Here is a 19362-nt window from a genome sequence, read left to right as displayed (position 1 = left end):
CCGCCCGCTCAGCGCGCGTCGGGGTGGAAGCGCACCTGACGGGTGTTGCCCTCCTCGCGCAGATCGACCACCTTCGGGTGCTCGCGCAGGAAGTCCGTGAACGACTTGTGGCCGAGCTCCTTCTCGCTGAACGAGGGGTCCATGCGCCGCATGAGGTCCTTCACGGCCGAGGCGTTGACCCACTCGTCGTCGGTGCGCACGCCCTCGAGCCGCAGCGCCCGCTCGAGCAGCTCGGTGGCGGGATCGCCGGCCCGCTTGCGCGCCCGCGACCGCGAGGGGGTGGAATCCTTCTTGTCCGACGCGGTCGTGTCGGGGCGCACGACACCGGGGAGGGAGTCGTACGAGTCGAACTGGTCGCATGCGGCGGCGAGCGACTTGGCGGTCGAGCCGGCCACGCCGACACCCACCACGATGCGTCCGAGGCGCTTGCAACGCTGAGCCAGGGGCACGTAATCGCTGTCGCCGCCGACGATGACCACGTGGGTGAGGTCCGGCAGCCGGAACATGTCCTCGACGACGTCGACGGCCAGGCGGATGTCGGCGCCGTTCTTCGCATAGGCGGCGGCGGGGAACAGCTGCACCAGGTCGACCGCGCGCGCGACCAGCTGCGAGCGGTACTCGGCGTTGACGGGAGAGGACCAGTCGGCGTACGCCCGGGTGAGCACGAGCGTGCCGAAGGATGCCGCGTAGTCGATGATCGCGCCCACGTCGATCGTGGCCAGCGCGAGCCGTCCGGCCACCTCGGGGTCGGTGGCGTCCGCGGCGATCTTCTGGCGGTCGCGGGAGTAGGCGTTGCGCCCGTGCACGCGGTCGTACCAGCTCATCACGATGTTGTCGAAGTCGAGATACACGGCCACGCGGGCCGGCTGCTGCTCAGCCATGGATTGTCTCCTGCGGGTAGTGCACGCCGATCTGCGCGCGGATGTCGTCGAGGGTGCCCATGATGGCGACACTCTCGTCCAGGGAAAGCTCTTCGCTGTCGGTGCGGCCCTCCGCGATCAGACGCTCGGCGGCGAGGGCCTGATACTGCATGCCGCGGCCGTCGACGTCCGACACGAACTCCTCGCGGATGGTCCCGTCGGGATCGGTCAGCCGGAAGGTGGTGGGGGCGTACCAGGTGCGGTCGATGTCGATGCGCCCCTCGGTGCCGACGACGTGCGCGGTGTTGGGGCCGGCGGCGCGTGAGGACGAGACCGAGCTGGACACCGCGCCGGAGGCGTGGGTCATGACGGTGGCGACCTCCGCGTCGGCGCCTGTCTCGGCCAGTCGGGCGACAGCACGCACCGAAGTGGGGGCGCCCAGCACATCCCAGATGAAGGAGACCGGGTAGATGCCCAGGTCCAGCAGCGCGCCGCCGCCCAGTTCGAGGGCGTTCAGCCGGTGCGTCGGGTCGGCGGTGATCTTCTGGGTGTGGTCGGCGAACACCGTGCGCACCTCACCCACGGCTCCCTCGGCGATCAGCCGGCGGATGCGCTGCATGTGGGGCAGGTAGCGCGTCCACATTGCCTCCATCGCCAGCAGGCCGTTGCGACGGGCGACGTCGCGCACCCGGGCGGCCTCGGCCGCGGTGAGGGTGAAGGGCTTCTCCACGAGCACGTGCTTGCCGGCGTCGAGCATCATCACGGCGTTGTCGGCGTGCGCGGGGTGCGGCGTGGCGATGTAGACGATGTCGACCTCGGGGTCCGCGGCCAGGTCCTCATAGGAACCGTGGGCGCGCGGGATCGAGAACTCGTCGGCGAAGCGCTGTGCGGATGCCGCACTGCGCGAGCCCACTGCGACGACATCGAGCCCCGCGGTGCGCAGGTCGCTTGTGAAAGCGTGGGCGATGCCGCCCGTGGCGAGGATTCCCCAGCGAAGACCGGTCATCCTTCGAGCGTACCCGTCGCCGGGCGTCGCGCCGGCGGCTGGGGCGGCCGGTCGGAGACGCCCAGGAGGAACGCGGCGATGTCGGCACCGTTGCCGGCCAGCACCGGTCCGCGGCCGAACTCCCACCCGTCGTCGTCGGCGCGCACGGTGTGACCCGCGACCACGGCGCGTCGGTCGAACGGTGCGGAGGTCGCGGCATACAGCGCGACCGCTCCGGTGACCGTCGGGGGCAGGCGCGGCGGCGAACCGATCGCGGCGGCCAGGCGCAGATGGGCCCGCACGCCGTGGGCGAGGGCGCGGATGCCGCGCCGGCGGCCGGCGCGCACCGTCGCCGCCGCCCGCTCCAGCAGGGCCGCCGAGTGTGCCGGGCCACCGATGACGTCGTCGGCGGGCGGCGGATCGATGCGCGCGGTGGCGAGGTACTCGCCCGCCAGGGCGGCGGCCCGGGGCGCGGGCAGAGCGGCGAGCACCCCGGCATCGGCGGCGATGAGATCGGCCAACTGCGCGCGGCGGTCGGCGGTGACCGCGGACTCATCGCCGTGCGGCCGGTTGCTCAGCGGCAGGAAACGTCCCAGATCCGGCATGCGGGCAGTCTAGGCCGACGCGGCATCCAGCCGTCGGCGAACCTCTGACCCGTCCGATGCAGCGGCGCGGAGCAGGGCAGGCATAATGGGCGCAGCAATGTGACCGTGCACACGGGCGTGCAGCGAGGACGGGCGGCGATGACCGACGATGGCAGCGGGCGGCGACCCAGCATCCGCGATGTCGCGCGCCTGTCGGGGGTGTCTCACCAGACGGTGTCGCGCGTGCTGAATCAGCACCCGAGCATCCGGCCCGAGACACGGGAGCGGGTCCTGGCCGTCATGGCCGATCTGAGCTACAGCCCCAACCGCGCCGCGCGGGCGCTGGTGACGAGCAGGTCCCAGACCATCGGCATCCTCGCCGCTTCCAGCACCCAGTACGGCCCGGCATCGAGCATCGCGGCCATCGAGGCCGCCGCCCGCGCTCGTGGCTACTGGGTGTCCACCGCCAACATCGAGGCCTCCGACCCCCAGTCCATCCCCGCGGGCCTGTCGCACCTCATGGCCCAGTCGATCGAGGGGCTCGTGGTCATCGCCCCGCAGGTGAGGGTGTTCCGTGCGCTCGCCGCCCAGCCCCTGGACATCCCGTACGTCACCCTGCAGTCCACCGACCTCGACCCGGGGCACACCCTGTCGGTCGACCAGATCGCCGGGGCGCGGCTGGCCACGCGCCACCTGATCGAGTGCGGTCATCGCGACATCTACCACCTCACGGGTCCCCAGGACTGGATCGAGGCCGAGGCGCGCATGCGCGGCTTCCTCGAGGAGATGAGCGCCGCCGATATCCCCACCACCGCGCCGATCCTCGGGGACTGGACGGCGGAGTTCGGCTTCCATGCCGGGCGAGAGCTGCTGCGGGTGCGCGATTTCACTGCGATCTTCGCCTCCAACGACCAGATGGCTCTGGGGCTCATGCACGCCATCCGCAGCGAGGGCCTCGACGTCCCCCGCGACATCAGCATCGTCGGGTTCGACGACATCCCGGAATCCGCGCACTTCTGGCCCCCGCTGACGACCGTGCGGCAGGACTTCGCCGAGCTGGGACGGCGCTGCGTCGACATCCTGCTGGGCGGCGATCCGGGGGCGGCTCCGCCCATCGGCTCCATCCCACCCGAGCTGGTCGTGCGGGCCTCGACGGCGCAGCCGGCGGGCCGCTGACGGCCGTTACCAAGCCGAAACGCGCGGCGGCTTGACACGTACCGGCGCTGAGTTGCTATGGTTTCCGCGATGTGAACGGTCACATGGGCCGGAATCCGAAGCATCACATCGATCGATCGACGGGCGAAGGAGCCGAACCGTGGGCGCTGGCAGTGACGCCGAGCAGCAGGACCGCTACGTCTCAGGCGTGAAGACCGAGGTCGCTGTGGCGCGGGTGCGCGCGGAGGTCGCGGCGCTGCACGCCGAGCTGGTGCGCTACGGGCTGGTCGTCTGGACCGGCGGCAACGTGTCGGGCCGGGTGGCGGGCGCCGACCTGTTCGTCATCAAGCCCTCGGGGGTGTCGTACGACGACCTGGCCCCCGAGAACATGATCCTCTGCGACCTCGACGGCAATGTCGTGCCGGGCACCCCCGGCAGCGAGCGCTCCCCGTCGAGCGACACCGCCGCCCACGCCTACGTGTACCGCCACATGCCTGAGGTCGGCGGCGTCGTGCACACGCACTCGCCCTACGCCACCGCCTGGGCCGCCCGCGGCGAGGCCATCCCCTGCGTCATCACCGCGATGGCCGACGAGTTCGGCGGCGAGGTGCCCGTCGGGCCGTTCGCGATCATCGGCGACGACTCCATCGGCCGCGGCATCGTCGAGACCCTCACCGGCCACCGCTCGCGGGCGGTGCTGATGCAGAACCACGGTCCGTTCACGATCGGATCCAGTGCGAAGGACGCCGTCAAGGCCGCCGTGATGGTGGAGGACGTCGCCCGCACGGTGCACCTCGCGCGGCAGGGCGGCGAACTCATCCCCATCCCGCAGGACGCGATCGACCGTCTCTTCGACCGGTACCAGAACGTCTACGGACAGACCACCGACGACCGCCGGTAAGCCCTGACCCGGGGCAGCGGTCACGACAACACCAAGACAGAGCAGTCAGTTGGAAAGGAAACACAGTGAAGACGAAGAAGTTCTTCCTCGCAGCGGCCACCCTGGCCGCCGGCGCCCTCGTGCTCTCCGGATGCACCGGGAACGACGGCGGCGGCAGCGGTTCCGGGGGCGAGGGTGACGGCGGCCTGATCGGCGTCGCGATGCCCACCAAGAGCTCCGAGCGCTGGATCCAGGACGGCAACGCCGTCAAGGAGGCTCTCGAGGCCGAGGGTTACACGGTCGACCTGCAGTACGCCGAGGACGACATCCCCACCCAGGTGTCGCAGATCGAGAACATGATCACCAAGGGCGCCGAGGCGCTCATCGTGGCCTCGATCGACGGCACGACGCTGTCGGAGGTGCTGCAGGATGCCGCCGACGCCGACATCCCGGTCATCGCCTACGACCGCCTGATCCGCGACACCGAGAACGTGGACTACTACGCCACGTTCGACAACTTCCTCGTGGGCCAGCAGCAGGCCCGATCCGTGCTCAACGGACTGGGGCTCACCGACCTCGAGGGTGAGCCGCTCGCGGACGCCCCCGCCGGCCCGTTCAACATCGAGCTGTTCGCCGGCTCGCCCGACGACAACAACGCGACCTTCTTCTGGAACGGCGCGATGGACGTGCTCGAGCCGCTCATGGAGGACGGCACGCTGGTCGTGCAGTCGGGTCAGACGGACTTCGAGCAGGCAGCCACGCTGCGCTGGGACGGCGAGACCGCCCAGAGCCGTATGGAGAACATCCTGACGGCGGACTACTCCGACGGCACGCAGGTGGACGCGGTGCTCTCGCCCTACGACGGCATCTCGCGCGGCATCATCTCCGCCCTCACCGACGCCGGTTACAGCGTCGGCGACGAGTGGCCGGTCATCTCGGGTCAGGACGCCGAGGTCGACTCGGTCAAGGCGATCCTCTCGGGTGAGCAGTACGCGACCATCTTCAAGGACACCCGCGAGCTCGCCAAGGTGGCGGCTTCGATGGCCGTGGCTCTGCTGCAGGGCGAGGAGCCCGAGGTGAACGACACCGAGACGTACGAGAACGGCAAGAAGGTCGTTCCCTCGTACCTGCTCGGACCGGTGCCCGTCGTCGCGGACAACGTCGAGTCGTCGCTGGTCGACACCGGCTACTGGACCGCCGAGGACCTCGGCCTGTAACACCCCCCCCCCCGGGGGGGGGGGGGGGGCGGGGGGGCGCGCCGCGCCCCCCCCCCCCCCCCCCCCCCCCCCCCCGGACCCCCACCCACCCCCGAGGAAGCGGGAACAGTGACTGACAACATCCTGGAGATGCGCGACATCACCAAGACCTTTCCCGGCGTGAAGGCGCTCTCGCACGTCACGCTGGCGGTCAAGCGCGGTGAGGTGCATGCCATCTGCGGCGAGAACGGCGCCGGCAAGTCGACGCTCATGAAGGTGCTCTCGGGTGTCTACCCGAGCGGCACGTACGAGGGCGCGATCGTGTTCGAGGGCGAGGAGGTGTCGTTCAAGAGCCTCCGCGACAGCGAGGCGAAGGGCATCGTCATCATCCACCAGGAGCTGGCGCTGAGCCCGCACCTGTCGATCGCCGAGAACATCTTCCTCGGCAACGAGCGCACCTCCGGCGGTCTCATCGACTGGAACAAGACCAACTTCGAAGCCGCCGAGCTGCTCAAGCGGGTGGGGCTGCGCGACAACCCGACGACGAAGATCCGTCAGATCGGGGTCGGCAAGCAGCAGCTCGTCGAGATCGCGAAGGCGCTGTCGAAGAAGGTCAAGCTGCTCATCCTCGACGAGCCGACCGCGGCGCTCAACGACGCCGACTCCGACCACCTGCTCGATCTGATCCTCAGCCTCAAGGACGAGGGGATCACGTCGATCATCATCAGCCACAAGCTCAACGAGATCAAAAAGGTCGCCGACGCCGTCACCGTCATCCGAGACGGAAAGACGATCGAGACGATCGCCAAGGCCGAGGTCACCGAGGACCGCATCATCAAGGACATGGTGGGCCGCGATCTCGAGCACCGCTATCCCGACCACGAGCCGCAGATCGGCGAGGAGCTGCTGCGCGTGGAGGAGTGGACAGCCCACCACCCCCAGGACCCCACCCGGGTCATGGTCGACAAGGTCTCCCTCACCGTGCACGCGGGCGAGATCGTCGGTATCGCCGGCCTGATGGGAGCGGGGCGCACCGAGTTCGCGATGAGCCTGTTCGGCCAGAGCTACGGGACGCGCATCTCCGGACGGGTCTACATGCGCGGCAAGCAGGTGAAGACCCGCAGCGTCGCCGAGGCGATCGCCGCCGGCATCGCGTACGCCACCGAGGACCGCAAGACCTACGGGCTGAACCTCATCGAGGACATCAAGCGCAACGTCTCGATGGCTTCGCTGCACAAGCTCAAGAAGGCCGGACTCGTGAACGACAACGAGGAGTTCAAGGTCGCCAACGACTATCGGCGCAGCATGAACATCAAGACCCCCTCGGTGCTGTCGAAGACCGGCAAGCTCTCCGGCGGCAATCAGCAGAAGGTCGTGCTGTCGAAGTGGATCTACTCCGACCCCGACGTGCTGATCCTCGACGAGCCCACCCGCGGCATCGACGTCGGCGCGAAGTACGAGATCTACACGATCATCAACAAGCTGGCCGCCGCCGGGAAGGGGATCATCGTCATCTCCTCGGAGCTGCCCGAGCTGCTGGGCATCACCGACCGCGTGTACGCGCTGTCCGAAGGCCGCATCACCGGCGAGCTGCCCGTCGAGCAAGCCACCCCCGAATCCGTTCTCAAGCTCATGACCATGGAAAAGCCCCGCTGACGGGCGCCGCAGGAGACACGATCATGTCCAATTCCACGCAGACCCCGTCGGCCCCCAGCGAGTCGCAGGCCGCCGGTGCGCTCGTCCAGCCCGCCGACAACCCCTTCACCCGGTGGCTGTCCACCGTTCTGGCCGACCTCGGCAAGAACGGCATCTTCATCGCGCTCATCGCGGTGGTGGTGCTGTTCACGATCCTGACCGACGGCATCCTGCTGCGCCCGCAGAACCTCTCCAACCTCGTCGTGCAGAACGGGTACATCCTGGTGCTGGCGATCGGCATGGTGATGGTCATCATCGCCGGCCACATCGATCTGTCGGTCGGCTCGGTGGCCGCCTTCATCGGCGCCGTGTCGGGCGTGCTGGCGGTGAAGATGGAGTACCCGTGGTGGCTCGCCATCGTGCTGTCGCTGCTGATCGGCGCGCTGGTGGGTGCCTGGCAGGGGTTCTGGATCGCGTACGTCGGCATCCCGGCGTTCATCGTCACGCTCGCGGGCATGCTCATCTTCCGCGGGCTCGCCCTGGTGGTGCTCGGCAACGCCAACATCGGATCGTTCCCCACCGAGTACCGCGCGATGGGCAACGGGTTCCTCTCCGGCATCTTCGGCGAGAGCGATCCAGACCTGTTCACCCTCATCATCGGCGCGGTCGCGATCGTCGCCCTCGTCGTGCAGCAGCTGCGCACTCGCGCCGGGCGCGCGAAGTACGGCCAGGAGGTGGAGCCGCTGATCTGGGTTGTGGTGAAGCTCGTGGCCTTCGCCGCGGTGATCGGCTTCTTCACCTGGGCGCTGGCGTCGTACAAGGGCGTGCCGGTCACCCTCATCGTGCTGGCGGCACTGGTGATGATCTACGGCATCGTGATGAACCGCACCGTCTTCGGGCGCCACATCTACGCCATCGGCGGCAACCGTCACGCCGCCGAGCTGTCGGGCATCAAGACGCGCCGCGTGGACTTCTGGCTGTTCGTGAACATGGGCTTCCTCGCGGCGCTCGCCGGGCTCATCTTCACCGCGCGGCTGAACCTCGCCGGGCCCAAGGCCGGTGACGGCTTCGAGCTCGAGGCCATCTCGGCGGCCTTCATCGGCGGCGCGGCCGTGCAGGGCGGTGTCGGCACCATCGGCGGCGCCATCATCGGTGGCCTCATCATCGGCGTGCTCAACAACGGCATGTCGATCATGGGCATCGGCATCGAGTGGCAGCAGGCCGTCAAGGGTTTGGTGCTGCTGCTGGCCGTGGCCTTCGACGTCTACAACAAGCGGCGCTCGGGCAACTGACCCGGCGCGGTGACGGAGCGCGGTTCCCTCTCGGGGGAGCCGCGCTTCGTCGTTTCGGGTCGTTGAGCGAGGGAGCGACGGAGACGAAACGCTGTTCGGTTGTGGGGTGGGGCGTTTCGTCTCGCTGCGCTCGCTCAACGACCGGTGGGTGCGGCGAGGGGGTCGTTGAGCGAGGGAGCGCAGCGACGGAGACGAAACGCTGTTTCGGTTGTGGGGTGGGGCGTTTCGTCTCGCTGCGCTCGCTCAACGACTGGTGGGTGCGGCGAGGGGGTCGTTGAGCGAGGGAGCGCAGCGACGGAGACGAAACGGGGTTCGGTTGTGGGGTGGGGCGTTTCGTCTCGCTGCGCTCGCTCAACGACCGGGGCTGCGCTCGCTCAACGACCGGGGCTGCGCTCGCTCAGCGACCGGGGCTGCGCTCGCTCAACGGCCGGAAGGGGCGAGGGGGTCGAGTGCGGCGGTGAGGTCGGCGACGATGTCGCCCGGGTCCTCCAGGCCGATCGACAGCCGGACCGTCGCCGACGTGATGCCGCCGGCGGCGAGCTGGTCGGCGCTGAGATGACTGTGCGTCATGGATGCCGGGTGCGCGACGAGGGTGCGGGCATCGCCGATGTTCGCCACCAGGTGGGCGACCTGCAGGCGGTCGATGAGGGCGGCGGCGCGGTCGAAGTCGTCCTCGGCATCCGCGCCGGGGTGCAGTTCGAAGGAGAACACCGACGCCGCACCGCGGGGGAGATAACGCTCGGCGGCGCCGTGCCAGGGACTCGACGGCAGACCCGGGTGGTGCACCCGCGCGACGGCCGGGTGGGCCGCCAGCGCCTCGGCGACGATCTGAGCGGACGCGCTGTGCCGGGCCATGCGCAGGTCGAGGCTCTCGAGCCCCTGCAGCAGCTGGAACGCGTTGAAGGCCGACAGCGACGGCCCGAGGTCCTGCGAGTACTTCGTGCGCAGCAGCGTCAGATACGCCTTCGAGCCGAACTGCGCCGTCAGGGCGGCGCCCGGCACGCGTGCGAGGGGCGTGTTCAGCTGCGGCCAGCGCGCGGCATCCGCCGTGAAGTCGAAAGTGCCGAGGTCGACGACGAGTCCGCCGAGGGCCGCGCCGTGCCCACCGATGAACTTCGTCGCCGAGTGCACGACGATGTCGGCGCCGTGCTCCTTCGGACGCTGCAGGTACGGGGTGGCGACGGTGTTATCGATGACGAGCGGCACGCCCGCATCGTGGGCGATGTCGGCGACGGTGCGCACATCCAGCACCTGGGCGAGCGGGTTGGCGACGGTCTCGGCGAAGAAAGCGCGCGTGGTCGGACGCACCGCAGCACGCCACGCCTCGGGGTCGTCCTGGTCGACGAAGGTGACCTCGATGCCCCAGTCGGCGAACGTGTCGGCGAGGAGATAGATGGTGCCGCCGTAGAGCTGATGCGCTGCGACGATGTGCTCACCCTGGCGGGCCAAGGTCAACAGGGCCAGCGCGACCGCGGCCTGGCCGGACGCGACGGACACCGCGCCCACGCCGCCCTCGAGGGCGGCGACCCGCTGCTCCAGCACCGCGGACGTGGGGTTGCCGGTGCGGCTGTAGACGTTGCCCTCGCGGCGCAGCGCGAACAGGTCACGCGCCTCGGCCAGCGAGGCGAAACCGTAGGCGTTCGACTGGTAGATCGGCGGAACGGAGGCGTGCTGTACGGCACCGGCGTCGTAGCCGGCCTGGACCTGCACAGTCGCGAACGAGGGACACGGAGCAGCGGGCATGGCACCATCCTGTCGGCGGGCGCCGGACCGACCCGGATCGTGTGACGCATTGTTGCGGCATCCGCCGGTCTGTGACGTGGCGGGCGCCAGCGTCGCGCGGCCTCGCGGGTCGTTGAGCGAGCGCCGCGCCACCCAGGGTGGGGGGGGGCGTTTGGGCGCGGGCGCGGGGCGCCCGCGCTCAACGACCGGGGGGCTGTGCGGGGGTGCGGGCGTTTCGTCTCGGGCGCTGTGCGCCCTCGCTCAACGACCGGGGTGGTGCGGGGGTGCGGGCGTTTCGTCTCGGGCGCTGCGCGCCCTCGCTCAACGACCGGGGTGGTGCGCGCCCTCGCTCAACGACCGGGGTGGTGCGCGCCCTCGCTCAACGACCGGGGATCAGGGGACCAGGGTCACCTTGCCGTCGACGCCGTCCATGACCACACGGTGCGCCTGTGCCGCCTCGGCGAGCGGGAAGGTCGGGCCGAGCTCCACTTCGAACTGCCCCGCGGCCATGAGCGCCAGCGCCACCGGCACCGCCTCAGCCCGCCATGCCTGCTGCTGATCGGTGAGCGGCCACGGCGCGCCACCCGAGAACGCGCGGATGCCGAGACCTTCGGCATCCGCCCCCCGCACGATCGTCGCGATGCGCGAGCGGTCATCGAGCAGCTCCAGCGACGCCTCAAGCGCTTCGTCGGTGCCGGCGCCGTCGAGCACCGCGGTGACGCCGGACTCGCCGGCGGCCTCCCGCACGCGGCCCACGAGGCCATCTCCGTAGCGCACCGGGATGGCCCCCAGGTCCGCCACGCGCCCGGCGCGGCGCTCGGAGCACGTCGCGATCACGGTGGCGCCGGTGAGCCGGGCGAACTGGATGACCGCCTGCCCGACGCTGCCCGAACCGCCGTGGACGAGCAGCACGTCGTCGGACCCGATCGCCAGCGACCGCACGCACTGGTAGGCGGTGCCGACGGGGATGCCGAGGGCCGCTCCCGCGGCTGCGGACACCGCCGCGGGCCGGGCGAAGACCTTGTCGACGGTCGCGACGATCTCGTCGGCGTAGCATCCGTTCGCGCCGGAGACGACGACCGGGTCGCCGACGCGGAAGCCGTCGACGTCATCGCCGACGTCGGTGACGATCCCGGCGGCATCCATGCCCAGCCGACGCGGTTTGTCGGCGCTGGGCGGTGCGGAGGCGCGCAGCCCCGAGCGGAGCTTCGCATCGATGGGATTCACGCCCGCGGCCTGGATGCGCACGGCGACGGTGCCCGGCCGCAGCTGCGGATCGGCCACCTCCTGCTCATGCAGAACCTCGGGGTCACCGAACTCGGTGTAGACGATCGCGCGGGTCATCGGAGCCTCTTCCGTCGGGGAACAGGCCTATCCTCGCAGAGCCTTCTGGATTCGTTGGGGCGAAACCGGCTCGGCGGTGCCGAGCCGCTGGGCGAACAGGCTGACCCGGTACTCCTCCAGCAGCCAGCGGGTGTGGACGAGGTTCGCCGGGGCGTGCTCGTCGATCGGGATCGTCCCCCCGGCCTCGGCGTAGAGCGCGGCCATCCGCTCGTACTCGGTGAGACGCTGCCGGTCGCGCCCGGGATTGTCGGACAGCTGTGACACCCGCTCGAGGGCCCCGGCAAGGTAGCGCGGCAGATGCGTCAGGCGCGCCAGCCCGGTGCGCGAGACGAAACCGGGGAAGACGAGGCCCGCCACCTGGGTCTTGATGTCGCCCAAGGCGGCGAGCAGCGTCATCGAGTTCTGCCCGCGCACGGCCTTCTCCACCTCGCGGGATGAGGTGAGGATGCGCGCGGTCAGCGACACCGTCTGGAAGAGTTCGTCGACCACGGTGCGCGAGAATTCGTCACGCACGCGCGCGAAATCGGCGGCGGTGCGCACCAGCGCGCCCGACATCACCCGCGCGAGCACGGCATCGGCGACGGCGACGCGCGCGTCTTCGATGAGGGCCTTCGCCGAGGGGTACGGAGAAGCCGCCAGCGCGAGCTTCTCCTGAGCGGTCAGGTGCTCGAGCACATACGGGGCGGGGGAGGGCACCGTGAGCAGCAGCAGACGCCGCGCCCCGGCATGCGTGAGTCGCTGCGCGGCCTCGGGGGTCGCCTGGATGCGCACCGACACCGACGCGCCGTCGTCGACGAGGGAGGGGTAGCCGCGCACGACACCGCCGGCGACACGGGTGTCGACCAGTGCGGGCAGGTCGCCGATGGTCCAGTCGGTGAGCCCGCTCTGCTCGGTGATGCCCGAGGTGCCCGCGTCTGCCGAGCCGCCGGGCGAGCCGGTGACGGCGGCCACCGCGCCGGGCCGTGGCGCAGGGGAACCCGGGCCGGCTCCGCGTGGCGCGGTCAGCGATCGGCTGACCGAGGCGCGGGCACGGTCGGCCAAGCGGTCCTGCAGCGCCCTCAGATCGCGATCGGATGCCACGGTGCGGCCGCGCTCGTCGACGGCGCGGAACGACATCCCCAGGTGCGCGGGCACGCGTTCGAGGTCGAAGTCGGCGGCGGTGACCGGCTGGTTCGCCACACGCTGCACGCGCGCGGCCAGCGCGTCGCGCAGGGCGCGGGGCGGCAGGCCGTCGTGCGACTCCGGACCGTCGCCGGCGAGCTCCTCGGCGAAGCGTGCGGCCCAGTCTGCAGCCGGCACGACGGAGCGCCGGATGGCCTTGGGAAGGGCGCGCAGCAGCCCGGCGATGAGTTCGCCGCGCAGCCCCGGCACCTGCCAGTCGAAGCCGTCGGGCCGCAGCTGCGCGAGCAGCGCCAGCGGCACCACCACGCTCACGCCGTCGTCGGGGGCGCCCGGCTCGAACCGGTAGGCGAGCGACAGCACCTGGTCGCCCTGCTGCCAGCGCATCGGGAAGTCGCGTTCGTCGGCGCGCGAGGCGTCGTCGACGAGGTCCGCCTCGGTGAGGTCGAGCAGGCGCGGCGTGCGGGACGAGGCATCCCGCCACCACGCCTCGAACGAGCGCACATCGAAGACGTCGTGCGGCAGGCGGGAGGCGTAGAAGGCATAGACCGCCTCATCGCCGGCGAGGATGTCGCGGCGGCGCTCGCGCTCCTCGATCTTCTCCAGGCGGCGGCGCAGCTCGAGGTTGCGCCGCTCGAACGCGGTCAGTCGCTTGTCGAGATGGGTGACGTTCCACTCGCCTTCGACGAGGGCGTGGCGGATGAACATCTCCCGCGCGAGCGGGCGGTCGATGCGGGCCAGCTGCACCCGGCGGCGCGGCACGATCTCGAGGCCGAACAGGGTGACCTTCTCGGCGGCGACGGCGGCACCGGCATCCTTTGACCAGTGCGGATCGCTGAGGCTGCGGTGGACCAGGTCGCCGGCGAGCTCCTCTGCCCACTCCGGGTCGATGGCCGCGACGGTGCGCGCATACAGTCGCGATGTCTCGACCAGCTCGGCGGCCATCACCGCGTCGGGGGAGGCCTTGCGCAGCCCCGACCCGGGGAAGATCGCGAAGCGGGCGCCCCGCGCTCCGCGGTACTCCGCGCGCGGCCGTCCGTGAGGAGCCTTCGCGCCCTTGCCCTTCGCGCCGGACGCCGGTGCCGCCGTGGACCGGGTGTCGAGGATGCCGAGGTGCGACAGCAGCCCGGCGAGGATCGCCCGGTGCACCAGCGCCGGGGCGGCGGCGCCGCTGTTCTTCGCCCGCGGGGCGTCGGTCAGCTGCCGCAGCTGCCGGTGCACGTCGAACCACTCGCGCACCCGCACATAGTTGAGGTGCTCGGAGCGGCACATGCGGCGGAATGCGCTCGAGCCGAGCTCGGACTGCTGCTCGCGCAGGTGGTTCCACAGGTTCAGCAGGCTGAGGAAGTCGCTCGTCGGGTCGGTGAAGCGCGCGTGAAGGCGGTCCGCCTCCTCGCGGCGCTCCTCCGGTCGCTCGCGCACGTCCTGGATCGACAGCCCCGCCACGATCGCCAGCACGTCGCCGGCGACGTCGAGTCGCCGCGCCTCGATGAGCATGCGCGCGAACCGGGGGTCGATGGGGAGCCGCGCGATCTCACGCCCGATGTCGGTGAGGCGCCACCCCTTGCCCGCGTCGGCGGAGGCGCGCGCCGCGCGACCCTGGCCGCGACCGCCCCCCGAGCCCGTCGCAGGACGCACCGCGCCGAGCTCGACGAGCAGGTCGAACGCGGCTTTGACCCCGCGGGAGTCGGGCGGCGTGAGGAACGGGAACTCGGTGATGTCGCCGAATCCGAGCGACAGCATCTGCAGGATCACCGAGGCGAGGCTCGTGCGCAGGATCTCGGGCTCGGTGTACTCGGGCCGGGAGGTGAAGTCCTCCTCGGTGTACAGCCGGATCGCGACACCGTCCGAGGTGCGGCCGGCGCGACCGGAGCGCTGCTGCGCCGACGCCTGCGAGACGGCCTCGATCGGCAGGCGCTGGATCTTGGAGCGCGCGCTGTAGCGCGAGATGCGGGCGGTTCCGGCGTCGATGACGTACTTGATGCCGGGGACGGTGAGGCTCGTCTCCGCGACGTTGGTCGCGAGGATCACCCGGCGCCGGACGCCCGCGACCTGAGAGCGCTCGAAGACCCGGTGCTGCTCGGCGGACGACAGTCGGCCGTACAGGGGCAGCACCTCCGTCGGCGAGGTGTCCTTTGCGTACATGCCGCGTACGGCATCCATCGCGTCGCGGATCTCCGCCTCGCCGGGCAGGAACACCAGCACGTCGCCGGCCGGTTCGCGGTCGAGTTCGCGCAGCGCCCCCAGCAGCGCGTCGACATCGTCGGGGCCGTCGTCGTCGGCGTCGGCGACGCGACCGCGGTACCGGATCTCCACGGGGTAGGTGCGACCGGACACCTCGATGATGGGGGCGGGCTCGCCCGCGGCATCCGCGAAGTGCTTCGCGAAGCTCTCGGGGTCGATCGTCGCCGAGGTGACGATGACCTTCAGATCGGGGCGGCGGGGCAGGATGCGGCGCAGGTACCCGATCAGGAAGTCGACGTTCAGAGACCGCTCGTGCGCCTCGTCGATGATGATCGTGTCGTAGCGGCGCAGCAGCTTGTCGCGGTGGATCTCGTTGAGCAGGATGCCGTCGGTGACCAGCGCCACCCGGGTGTCGGCCGAGACGTTGTCGGTGAAGCGCACCTTGTAGCCGACGGTGGTGCCCAGCGGCACCTGCATCTCCTCGGCCACGCGCTCGGCGATGGTGCGGGCGGCGATGCGGCGGGGCTGGGTGTGCGCGATGCGGGTGCGCCCGAGCTCCAGACAGATCTTCGGCAGCTGGGTGGTCTTTCCCGAGCCGGTCGCGCCGGCGACGATGACGACCTGATTCTCGGCGATGGCGCGCGCGATCTCGTCCCGCGCGGCGCTGACGGGCAGCTCGGGCGGGTAGACGATGACGGGCTCTGGTGCGGACACAGCCCTCCATCGTATGCCCGGCGGGCGTCGGGCCGGCGCGCGAGTGCGCGAGTGCGCGAACGCGCGGATGCCGGGCTCAGGCGTCCTGGAACGCCGAGGCCGCCACGATCGCGTCGAAGTACGACAGCAGGGTGTGCGCGATGTCGCCCAGGGGCGTGGTGAACACCGCGGTGAGCAGGCGCTTGCTCCCCGGCACCGGGTACCAGTACTGCGCGATGAGCCGGCGCTGCGTGAAACGCTCGCCGTCCTCGATCTCGACCGTCTCCTCGATCCGGTGCACGCGGACGACGTCCGAGTCCATGCAGCGACGCCGCACCGCGGTGCCCGCGCCATCGGGGTCCATGAGGGGGAGGGACTTCTCGAACACCGTCAGCACCGCGTCGGCCCCGGTGCCGATGGCCGGGCTCATGCGCATGCCCTCGTCCTCGAAGACGGTGAGGGTCGCCGACATCGGCTGTTCCGGACCCAGCTCGGTCTGGATCATCAGCAGCTGCGCATCCGCCTCGACGGCGGCCGTGGCCGCGCGGGTGAACTCCTCGCGCAGCCGCGCGCGCTCCGTCGCGCGCTCATCGGCGCGCCCGAGCACGCCGGTGGCGATCTTCTTGGTGGAGTCGGCGACGGCCTCGGGGGAGGACAGGTCGATCCGCCACCACGTGCCGATCATCCGGAACACGAGCCGCGGCTGGGCGACGGCTGTGGTCATCGCGCGCCGCCGATCACCGCGGGGTCCGTCGTGGTCAGCTGCAGGCTGTCTTTGATGAAGCGGTACTGCACCGCGTCGGGGAGCCCTGCGGCGGCCTGCGTGAGGTCGAGGATGCGGGAGTCGTCGGACGCGGGCCGGGCGATGAGGGTGAGCTGGTCGACCTCGGTCGTCGCGTTCTCCAGCGCGGCCACGGCGATGCGCACGACCGTGTCGGTGCTCACCGGCTCGTCGCCGGACAGTGCGACGGCGATGGTCATGACGCTGGCGAAGCCCGACGGGTTCACCATGACGGTGGGCACGTCCACGACGCGCGGGTCGGATTCAGCCACGGCACTGCGGACGGTGGTGGGGGACATGTCGTCTTCCTGGTCGGTGCCCTGCGGGGCGGGGGAGCCGGGGGCGGTGCCCGGCAGGATGCTGCAGCCGACGAGTGTGGCGGCCAGCAGCGCGGCTGCGGTCGCCGCTCCCGCCCGTGCCCCGTGCCTGCGGTGTGCGCGGGTCACTTCTCCGACCAGCCGTACTGCCGCCGCTGGTAGCCGTAGGCGCCGTCGTGGCCGACGAAGTACCGGTCGAGGTCGGCGACGGTGCCCGGGGGCACCTGGCCGACCCGCTCGGCGAGTGTCTCGTGGTAGGCGCCGGCGTTGTGGATGCCGTGGACGCCCTTGTGCGCCTCCGACGACTCCGCGTGGATGGTCGTCCAGTTCGGGCGCTGCTGCGCGTAGCCGTCTGTCCCGACACTCACGATGGTGTCCAGGCGTGGCACCGGGTCGCCGTTGTGCTGCACGGAGACGACGGAGGTGGAGGACGGAATCGGCATGTGGTCGATCGGCGCGCCGGCGGCGACGACCGCGGACCAGTTGTAGTCCCGGTTGTACGACGCGAGCGTGCCGGCCATGATGCCGCCCTGGCTGAAGCCCACGAGCATCACGGGGTCGTTCGCGCCGACCCCCGCCTGCTGCATGGCGTCGATCACGGCACGCTCGTACTGCGAGCGCAGCGAGGGGGTGAGCATGAGGGAGAGGTTGCTGTCGAGGTCGTGCACGCCACCCTGCTCGCCGAACCGGGACATCCACTCCTGGGTGCTGGGGAGGATGACGCGCCAGCGCACCACCCCATCGGCATTCACGACCCGCGTCACGGAGATGACGGTCTCATCGACGCTGGTCGGCTTGCCGTTGTCGTCCCAGCTCTTGCCCAAGCCGTCCACGAACTCCGTCTCGGACAGCGCCTCCGACAGGTCGGCGGGCTGCCCCTTGTAGGAGTTCGCCTCCTGGTCGGTGAGGGTGTGCTCGCCGACGCTGGGCGTCGGCTTGAGCACGTCGGACAGCACGCTGACCAGCAGGAACCCGGCCAGCACCGCCGTGACGAGGGCGGCGATCAGCGGCGTGATGAACGGCAGCGCCGCGAGCACGGCGAACACCAGCAGCAGGATGACGGCGACGCCGAGCAGCGCGGCGACGGTGGAGATGAGGCGCTGCAGCTCGGCGTAGAGGTCTCCGAGGAAGTCGCCCACCCAGCGGGCGATGGTCGCCAGGAAGTCGCCGACGTCGTCGAGGAAGTTCTTGACCCGGTCCCAGAACCCTTCGTTCGTGCCGTCGATGGCCGCATCGATGCGGTCGATCGCGGTCTGGGCCGCCCGCTCCATGTCTTGGCGGGCCGCCTCGATCTCGGCGCGGGCGGCCTGGGCCGCGGCATCCATCCGGGTGCGCCGCGCGCGCGCTGCCTGCACCTGATCCTCGGCGGAGCGGAGGTTGCCGGCGGGCGCGTCGGCTTCGCCGAGCCGTTCCAGGCGCCGCTCGGACACCAGCAGGTCGTACTCGGCCGTTGCGGCACCGGCCTCGGCACGGGCTTCGGCGACCTCGGCGTCGTCGGCGCGATCGTGTGCCGCCTTCAGCGCGACGGCGTACTCCTGGAGCGCGCGGGCGGTGCCGTCGTAACGCTCGTGGGCACGGTCGAGGTCGCGGGCGACCTCGGTGCTGCGATCGCGGATGGCATCCATCGACCGAGCGGTGCTGTCGTATGCGATGGCACGCAGGTCGTCGGCGGCCCGCTGGATCAGCGAGGCCGACGAGACGTACGACGCCGACCGCTCCGCGAGGGAGGTGGGGTTTCCGGGCAGGACGCTCATCGGGTCGCTCCCTGGGTCATCTCGTCGGCGGTGAGGTCACGTGCCCACACGGGCGGCTCCGCGGCGGGGGTGGAGGCGGGTCCCGGTGACGGGCTGGGGGCGGGTGCGGGTCCCGGTGACGGCGCCCCGGGCGTGGGTCCGCCGGGCGAGGGCTGCGGCGTCGGGTCCGGGACCTCCTGCACCGGCCTGACCGCGGCGGCGAGGTCGGTGTCGAGGTCGCTGAACGTGTCGACCACCGCACCGAGGTAGTCCGCGATGAAGAGCAGGTTCTCCTCGAGCTTGCCGCGGGCGATGTCCCACTTGTCGCCGAATTCGCGCACCTTGCCGCCGAGGCGGTCATGGCCGGTGTCGGCGGCGGCACCGGCGGCGATGCTCTCCGCGCGCGCGAAGCTGCTGGCGACGGTCTCGGCCGTGCGGGCGCTGCGGCGCAGCTCCGCGAAGTCCAGTTTCAGATCGGCCACGGCCGTTCCCTCCCGCTCAGACGACGACGCGGGGCCGGCCGTGAAGGACCGGCCCCGCGTCGAGGGACTGTGATCAGCCGATCGAGCTGGCCAGCTGCTCGTCGGTGGACTGCAGCGCCGATGCTGCCTTCTCGAGGAACTGGGCCATGCCGTCGATGCCCTGCACGGTGCGCTGCGCACCCGAGGTGAACTGCTCGTAGGACGAGTCGAAGGCGCCGGAAGCGCGGGTGGTGGTGAAGCCATCCTGCACGAGCTGGCTGACGAGGGAGCGCAACTCCTGCAGCTTGCCTTCCAAGTCCGACTGGCCGGCACGCAGACGGTTCGCGGCGCTCTGCATCTGGTCGTAGGTGACGTTGAGGTTCGCCATGGTCACTCCTTGTGTCGTGAAGCGGCAGTTCCT

At 70.8% G+C, this 19362-nt stretch carries 16 protein-coding genes; 5 read left to right on the top strand and 11 right to left on the bottom strand.

Annotated elements, in window-relative coordinates; genetic code table 11:
- Positions 1-8: 8 nt before the first annotated feature.
- Genes NQ165_RS04430 through NQ165_RS04420 form a run of 3 tightly spaced genes read right to left on the bottom strand, consistent with a single transcriptional unit; the run spans position 9 to position 2450 of the window.
- A complete protein-coding gene (locus tag NQ165_RS04430) occupies positions 9-881 on the bottom strand; it encodes an NYN domain-containing protein (RefSeq protein WP_257531641.1) in 873 nt (290 codons plus the stop codon).
- Complete coding sequence (locus tag NQ165_RS04425; protein ID WP_257531639.1) at positions 874-1866, bottom strand: Gfo/Idh/MocA family protein; 993 nt, start codon at positions 1864-1866, stop codon at positions 874-876. Before NQ165_RS04425 ends, NQ165_RS04430 begins: the two co-directional genes overlap by 8 nt.
- Positions 1863-2450, bottom strand: a complete 588-nt coding sequence (locus tag NQ165_RS04420) for a hypothetical protein (protein WP_257531637.1) — start codon at positions 2448-2450, stop codon at positions 1863-1865. Before NQ165_RS04420 ends, NQ165_RS04425 begins: the two co-directional genes overlap by 4 nt.
- 138 nt (positions 2451-2588) lie before the next feature.
- Here NQ165_RS04420 and NQ165_RS04415 point away from each other — a divergent pair, with 138 nt between their 5' ends.
- The 5 genes from NQ165_RS04415 (at position 2589) to mmsB (ending at position 8587) form a co-directional block, all read left to right on the top strand.
- Complete coding sequence (locus NQ165_RS04415; protein WP_257531785.1) at positions 2589-3605, top strand: LacI family DNA-binding transcriptional regulator; 1017 nt, start codon at positions 2589-2591, stop codon at positions 3603-3605.
- 187 nt (positions 3606-3792) lie between these two features.
- Positions 3793-4485 (top strand): L-ribulose-5-phosphate 4-epimerase, encoded by a 693-nt coding sequence (locus NQ165_RS04410; protein ID WP_257531783.1) that lies wholly within the window; start codon positions 3793-3795, stop codon positions 4483-4485.
- Between the two features lie 65 nt (positions 4486-4550).
- Positions 4551-5681 (top strand): multiple monosaccharide ABC transporter substrate-binding protein, encoded by a 1131-nt coding sequence (chvE, locus tag NQ165_RS04405; RefSeq protein WP_285181745.1) that lies wholly within the window; start codon positions 4551-4553, stop codon positions 5679-5681.
- A gap of 108 nt (positions 5682-5789) precedes the next feature.
- Positions 5790-7316, top strand: coding sequence for a multiple monosaccharide ABC transporter ATP-binding protein (mmsA, locus tag NQ165_RS04400; RefSeq protein WP_257531635.1), 1527 nt, complete (start codon positions 5790-5792; stop codon positions 7314-7316).
- A 23-nt stretch (positions 7317-7339) separates the two neighbouring features.
- Positions 7340-8587: a multiple monosaccharide ABC transporter permease gene (gene mmsB, locus NQ165_RS04395; protein WP_257531633.1), complete on the top strand. Its 1248-nt coding sequence runs from the start codon at positions 7340-7342 to the stop codon at positions 8585-8587.
- A gap of 420 nt (positions 8588-9007) precedes the next feature.
- Here the strand turns inward: mmsB and NQ165_RS04390 are convergent, their stop codons facing one another.
- The 8 genes from NQ165_RS04390 to NQ165_RS04355 form a co-directional block, all read right to left on the bottom strand.
- On the bottom strand, positions 9008-10330 hold the full coding sequence (locus tag NQ165_RS04390) for an O-acetylhomoserine aminocarboxypropyltransferase/cysteine synthase family protein (RefSeq protein ID WP_257531631.1): 1323 nt from the start codon (positions 10328-10330) through the stop codon (positions 9008-9010).
- A 372-nt stretch (positions 10331-10702) separates the two neighbouring features.
- The gene (locus NQ165_RS04385; RefSeq protein WP_257531629.1) at positions 10703-11653 is read right to left on the bottom strand and encodes an NADP-dependent oxidoreductase; all 951 of its coding nucleotides are present in this window, start codon (positions 11651-11653) and stop codon (positions 10703-10705) included.
- A 27-nt stretch (positions 11654-11680) separates the two neighbouring features.
- Complete coding sequence (gene hrpA / locus NQ165_RS04380; RefSeq protein ID WP_257531628.1) at positions 11681-15670, bottom strand: ATP-dependent RNA helicase HrpA; 3990 nt, start codon at positions 15668-15670, stop codon at positions 11681-11683.
- A gap of 76 nt (positions 15671-15746) precedes the next feature.
- Positions 15747-16373, bottom strand: a complete 627-nt coding sequence (locus NQ165_RS04375; RefSeq protein ID WP_257531627.1) for a hypothetical protein — start codon at positions 16371-16373, stop codon at positions 15747-15749.
- A complete protein-coding gene (locus NQ165_RS04370) occupies positions 16370-16876 on the bottom strand; it encodes a hypothetical protein (protein ID WP_257531626.1) in 507 nt (168 codons plus the stop codon). The genes NQ165_RS04375 and NQ165_RS04370 overlap by 4 nt, the downstream gene beginning before the upstream one ends.
- Positions 16873-18501 (bottom strand): hypothetical protein, encoded by a 1629-nt coding sequence (locus NQ165_RS04365; protein WP_257531625.1) that lies wholly within the window; start codon positions 18499-18501, stop codon positions 16873-16875. The genes NQ165_RS04370 and NQ165_RS04365 overlap by 4 nt, the downstream gene beginning before the upstream one ends.
- The gene (locus NQ165_RS04360) at positions 18498-18962 is read right to left on the bottom strand and encodes a hypothetical protein (RefSeq protein WP_257531624.1); all 465 of its coding nucleotides are present in this window, start codon (positions 18960-18962) and stop codon (positions 18498-18500) included. Before NQ165_RS04360 ends, NQ165_RS04365 begins: the two co-directional genes overlap by 4 nt.
- A gap of 73 nt (positions 18963-19035) precedes the next feature.
- Complete coding sequence (locus NQ165_RS04355; protein ID WP_191717944.1) at positions 19036-19329, bottom strand: WXG100 family type VII secretion target; 294 nt, start codon at positions 19327-19329, stop codon at positions 19036-19038.
- Between the last annotated feature and the right edge of the window lie 33 nt (positions 19330-19362).

It is taken from the genome of Microbacterium sp. zg.Y1084, assembly GCF_024623595.1.
Classification (GTDB): domain Bacteria; phylum Actinomycetota; class Actinomycetes; order Actinomycetales; family Microbacteriaceae; genus Microbacterium; species Microbacterium wangruii.
The sequence above is the reverse complement of the archived record's forward strand: the minus strand, read 5'-3'. Positions and strand labels throughout refer to the sequence as shown.

Excerpts from the sequence above, each read along its gene's own strand:
- NQ165_RS04385 (WP_257531629.1), bottom strand. The coding sequence starts at position 11,653 with ATGACCCGCGCGATCGTCTACACCGAGTTCGGTGACCCCGAGGTTCTG.
- NQ165_RS04355 (WP_191717944.1), bottom strand. The coding sequence starts at position 19,329 with ATGGCGAACCTCAACGTCACCTACGACCAGATGCAGAGCGCCGCGAAC.
- NQ165_RS04415 (WP_257531785.1), top strand. The coding sequence starts at position 2,589 with ATGACCGACGATGGCAGCGGGCGGCGACCCAGCATCCGCGATGTCGCG.
- mmsB (WP_257531633.1), top strand. The coding sequence starts at position 7,340 with ATGTCCAATTCCACGCAGACCCCGTCGGCCCCCAGCGAGTCGCAGGCC.
- NQ165_RS04365 (WP_257531625.1), bottom strand. The coding sequence starts at position 18,501 with ATGAGCGTCCTGCCCGGAAACCCCACCTCCCTCGCGGAGCGGTCGGCG.
- NQ165_RS04430 (WP_257531641.1), bottom strand. The coding sequence starts at position 881 with ATGGCTGAGCAGCAGCCGGCCCGCGTGGCCGTGTATCTCGACTTCGAC.
- NQ165_RS04420 (WP_257531637.1), bottom strand. The coding sequence starts at position 2,450 with ATGCCGGATCTGGGACGTTTCCTGCCGCTGAGCAACCGGCCGCACGGC.
- NQ165_RS04390 (WP_257531631.1), bottom strand. The coding sequence starts at position 10,330 with ATGCCCGCTGCTCCGTGTCCCTCGTTCGCGACTGTGCAGGTCCAGGCC.
- NQ165_RS04375 (WP_257531627.1), bottom strand. The coding sequence starts at position 16,373 with ATGACCACAGCCGTCGCCCAGCCGCGGCTCGTGTTCCGGATGATCGGC.
- NQ165_RS04425 (WP_257531639.1), bottom strand. The coding sequence starts at position 1,866 with ATGACCGGTCTTCGCTGGGGAATCCTCGCCACGGGCGGCATCGCCCAC.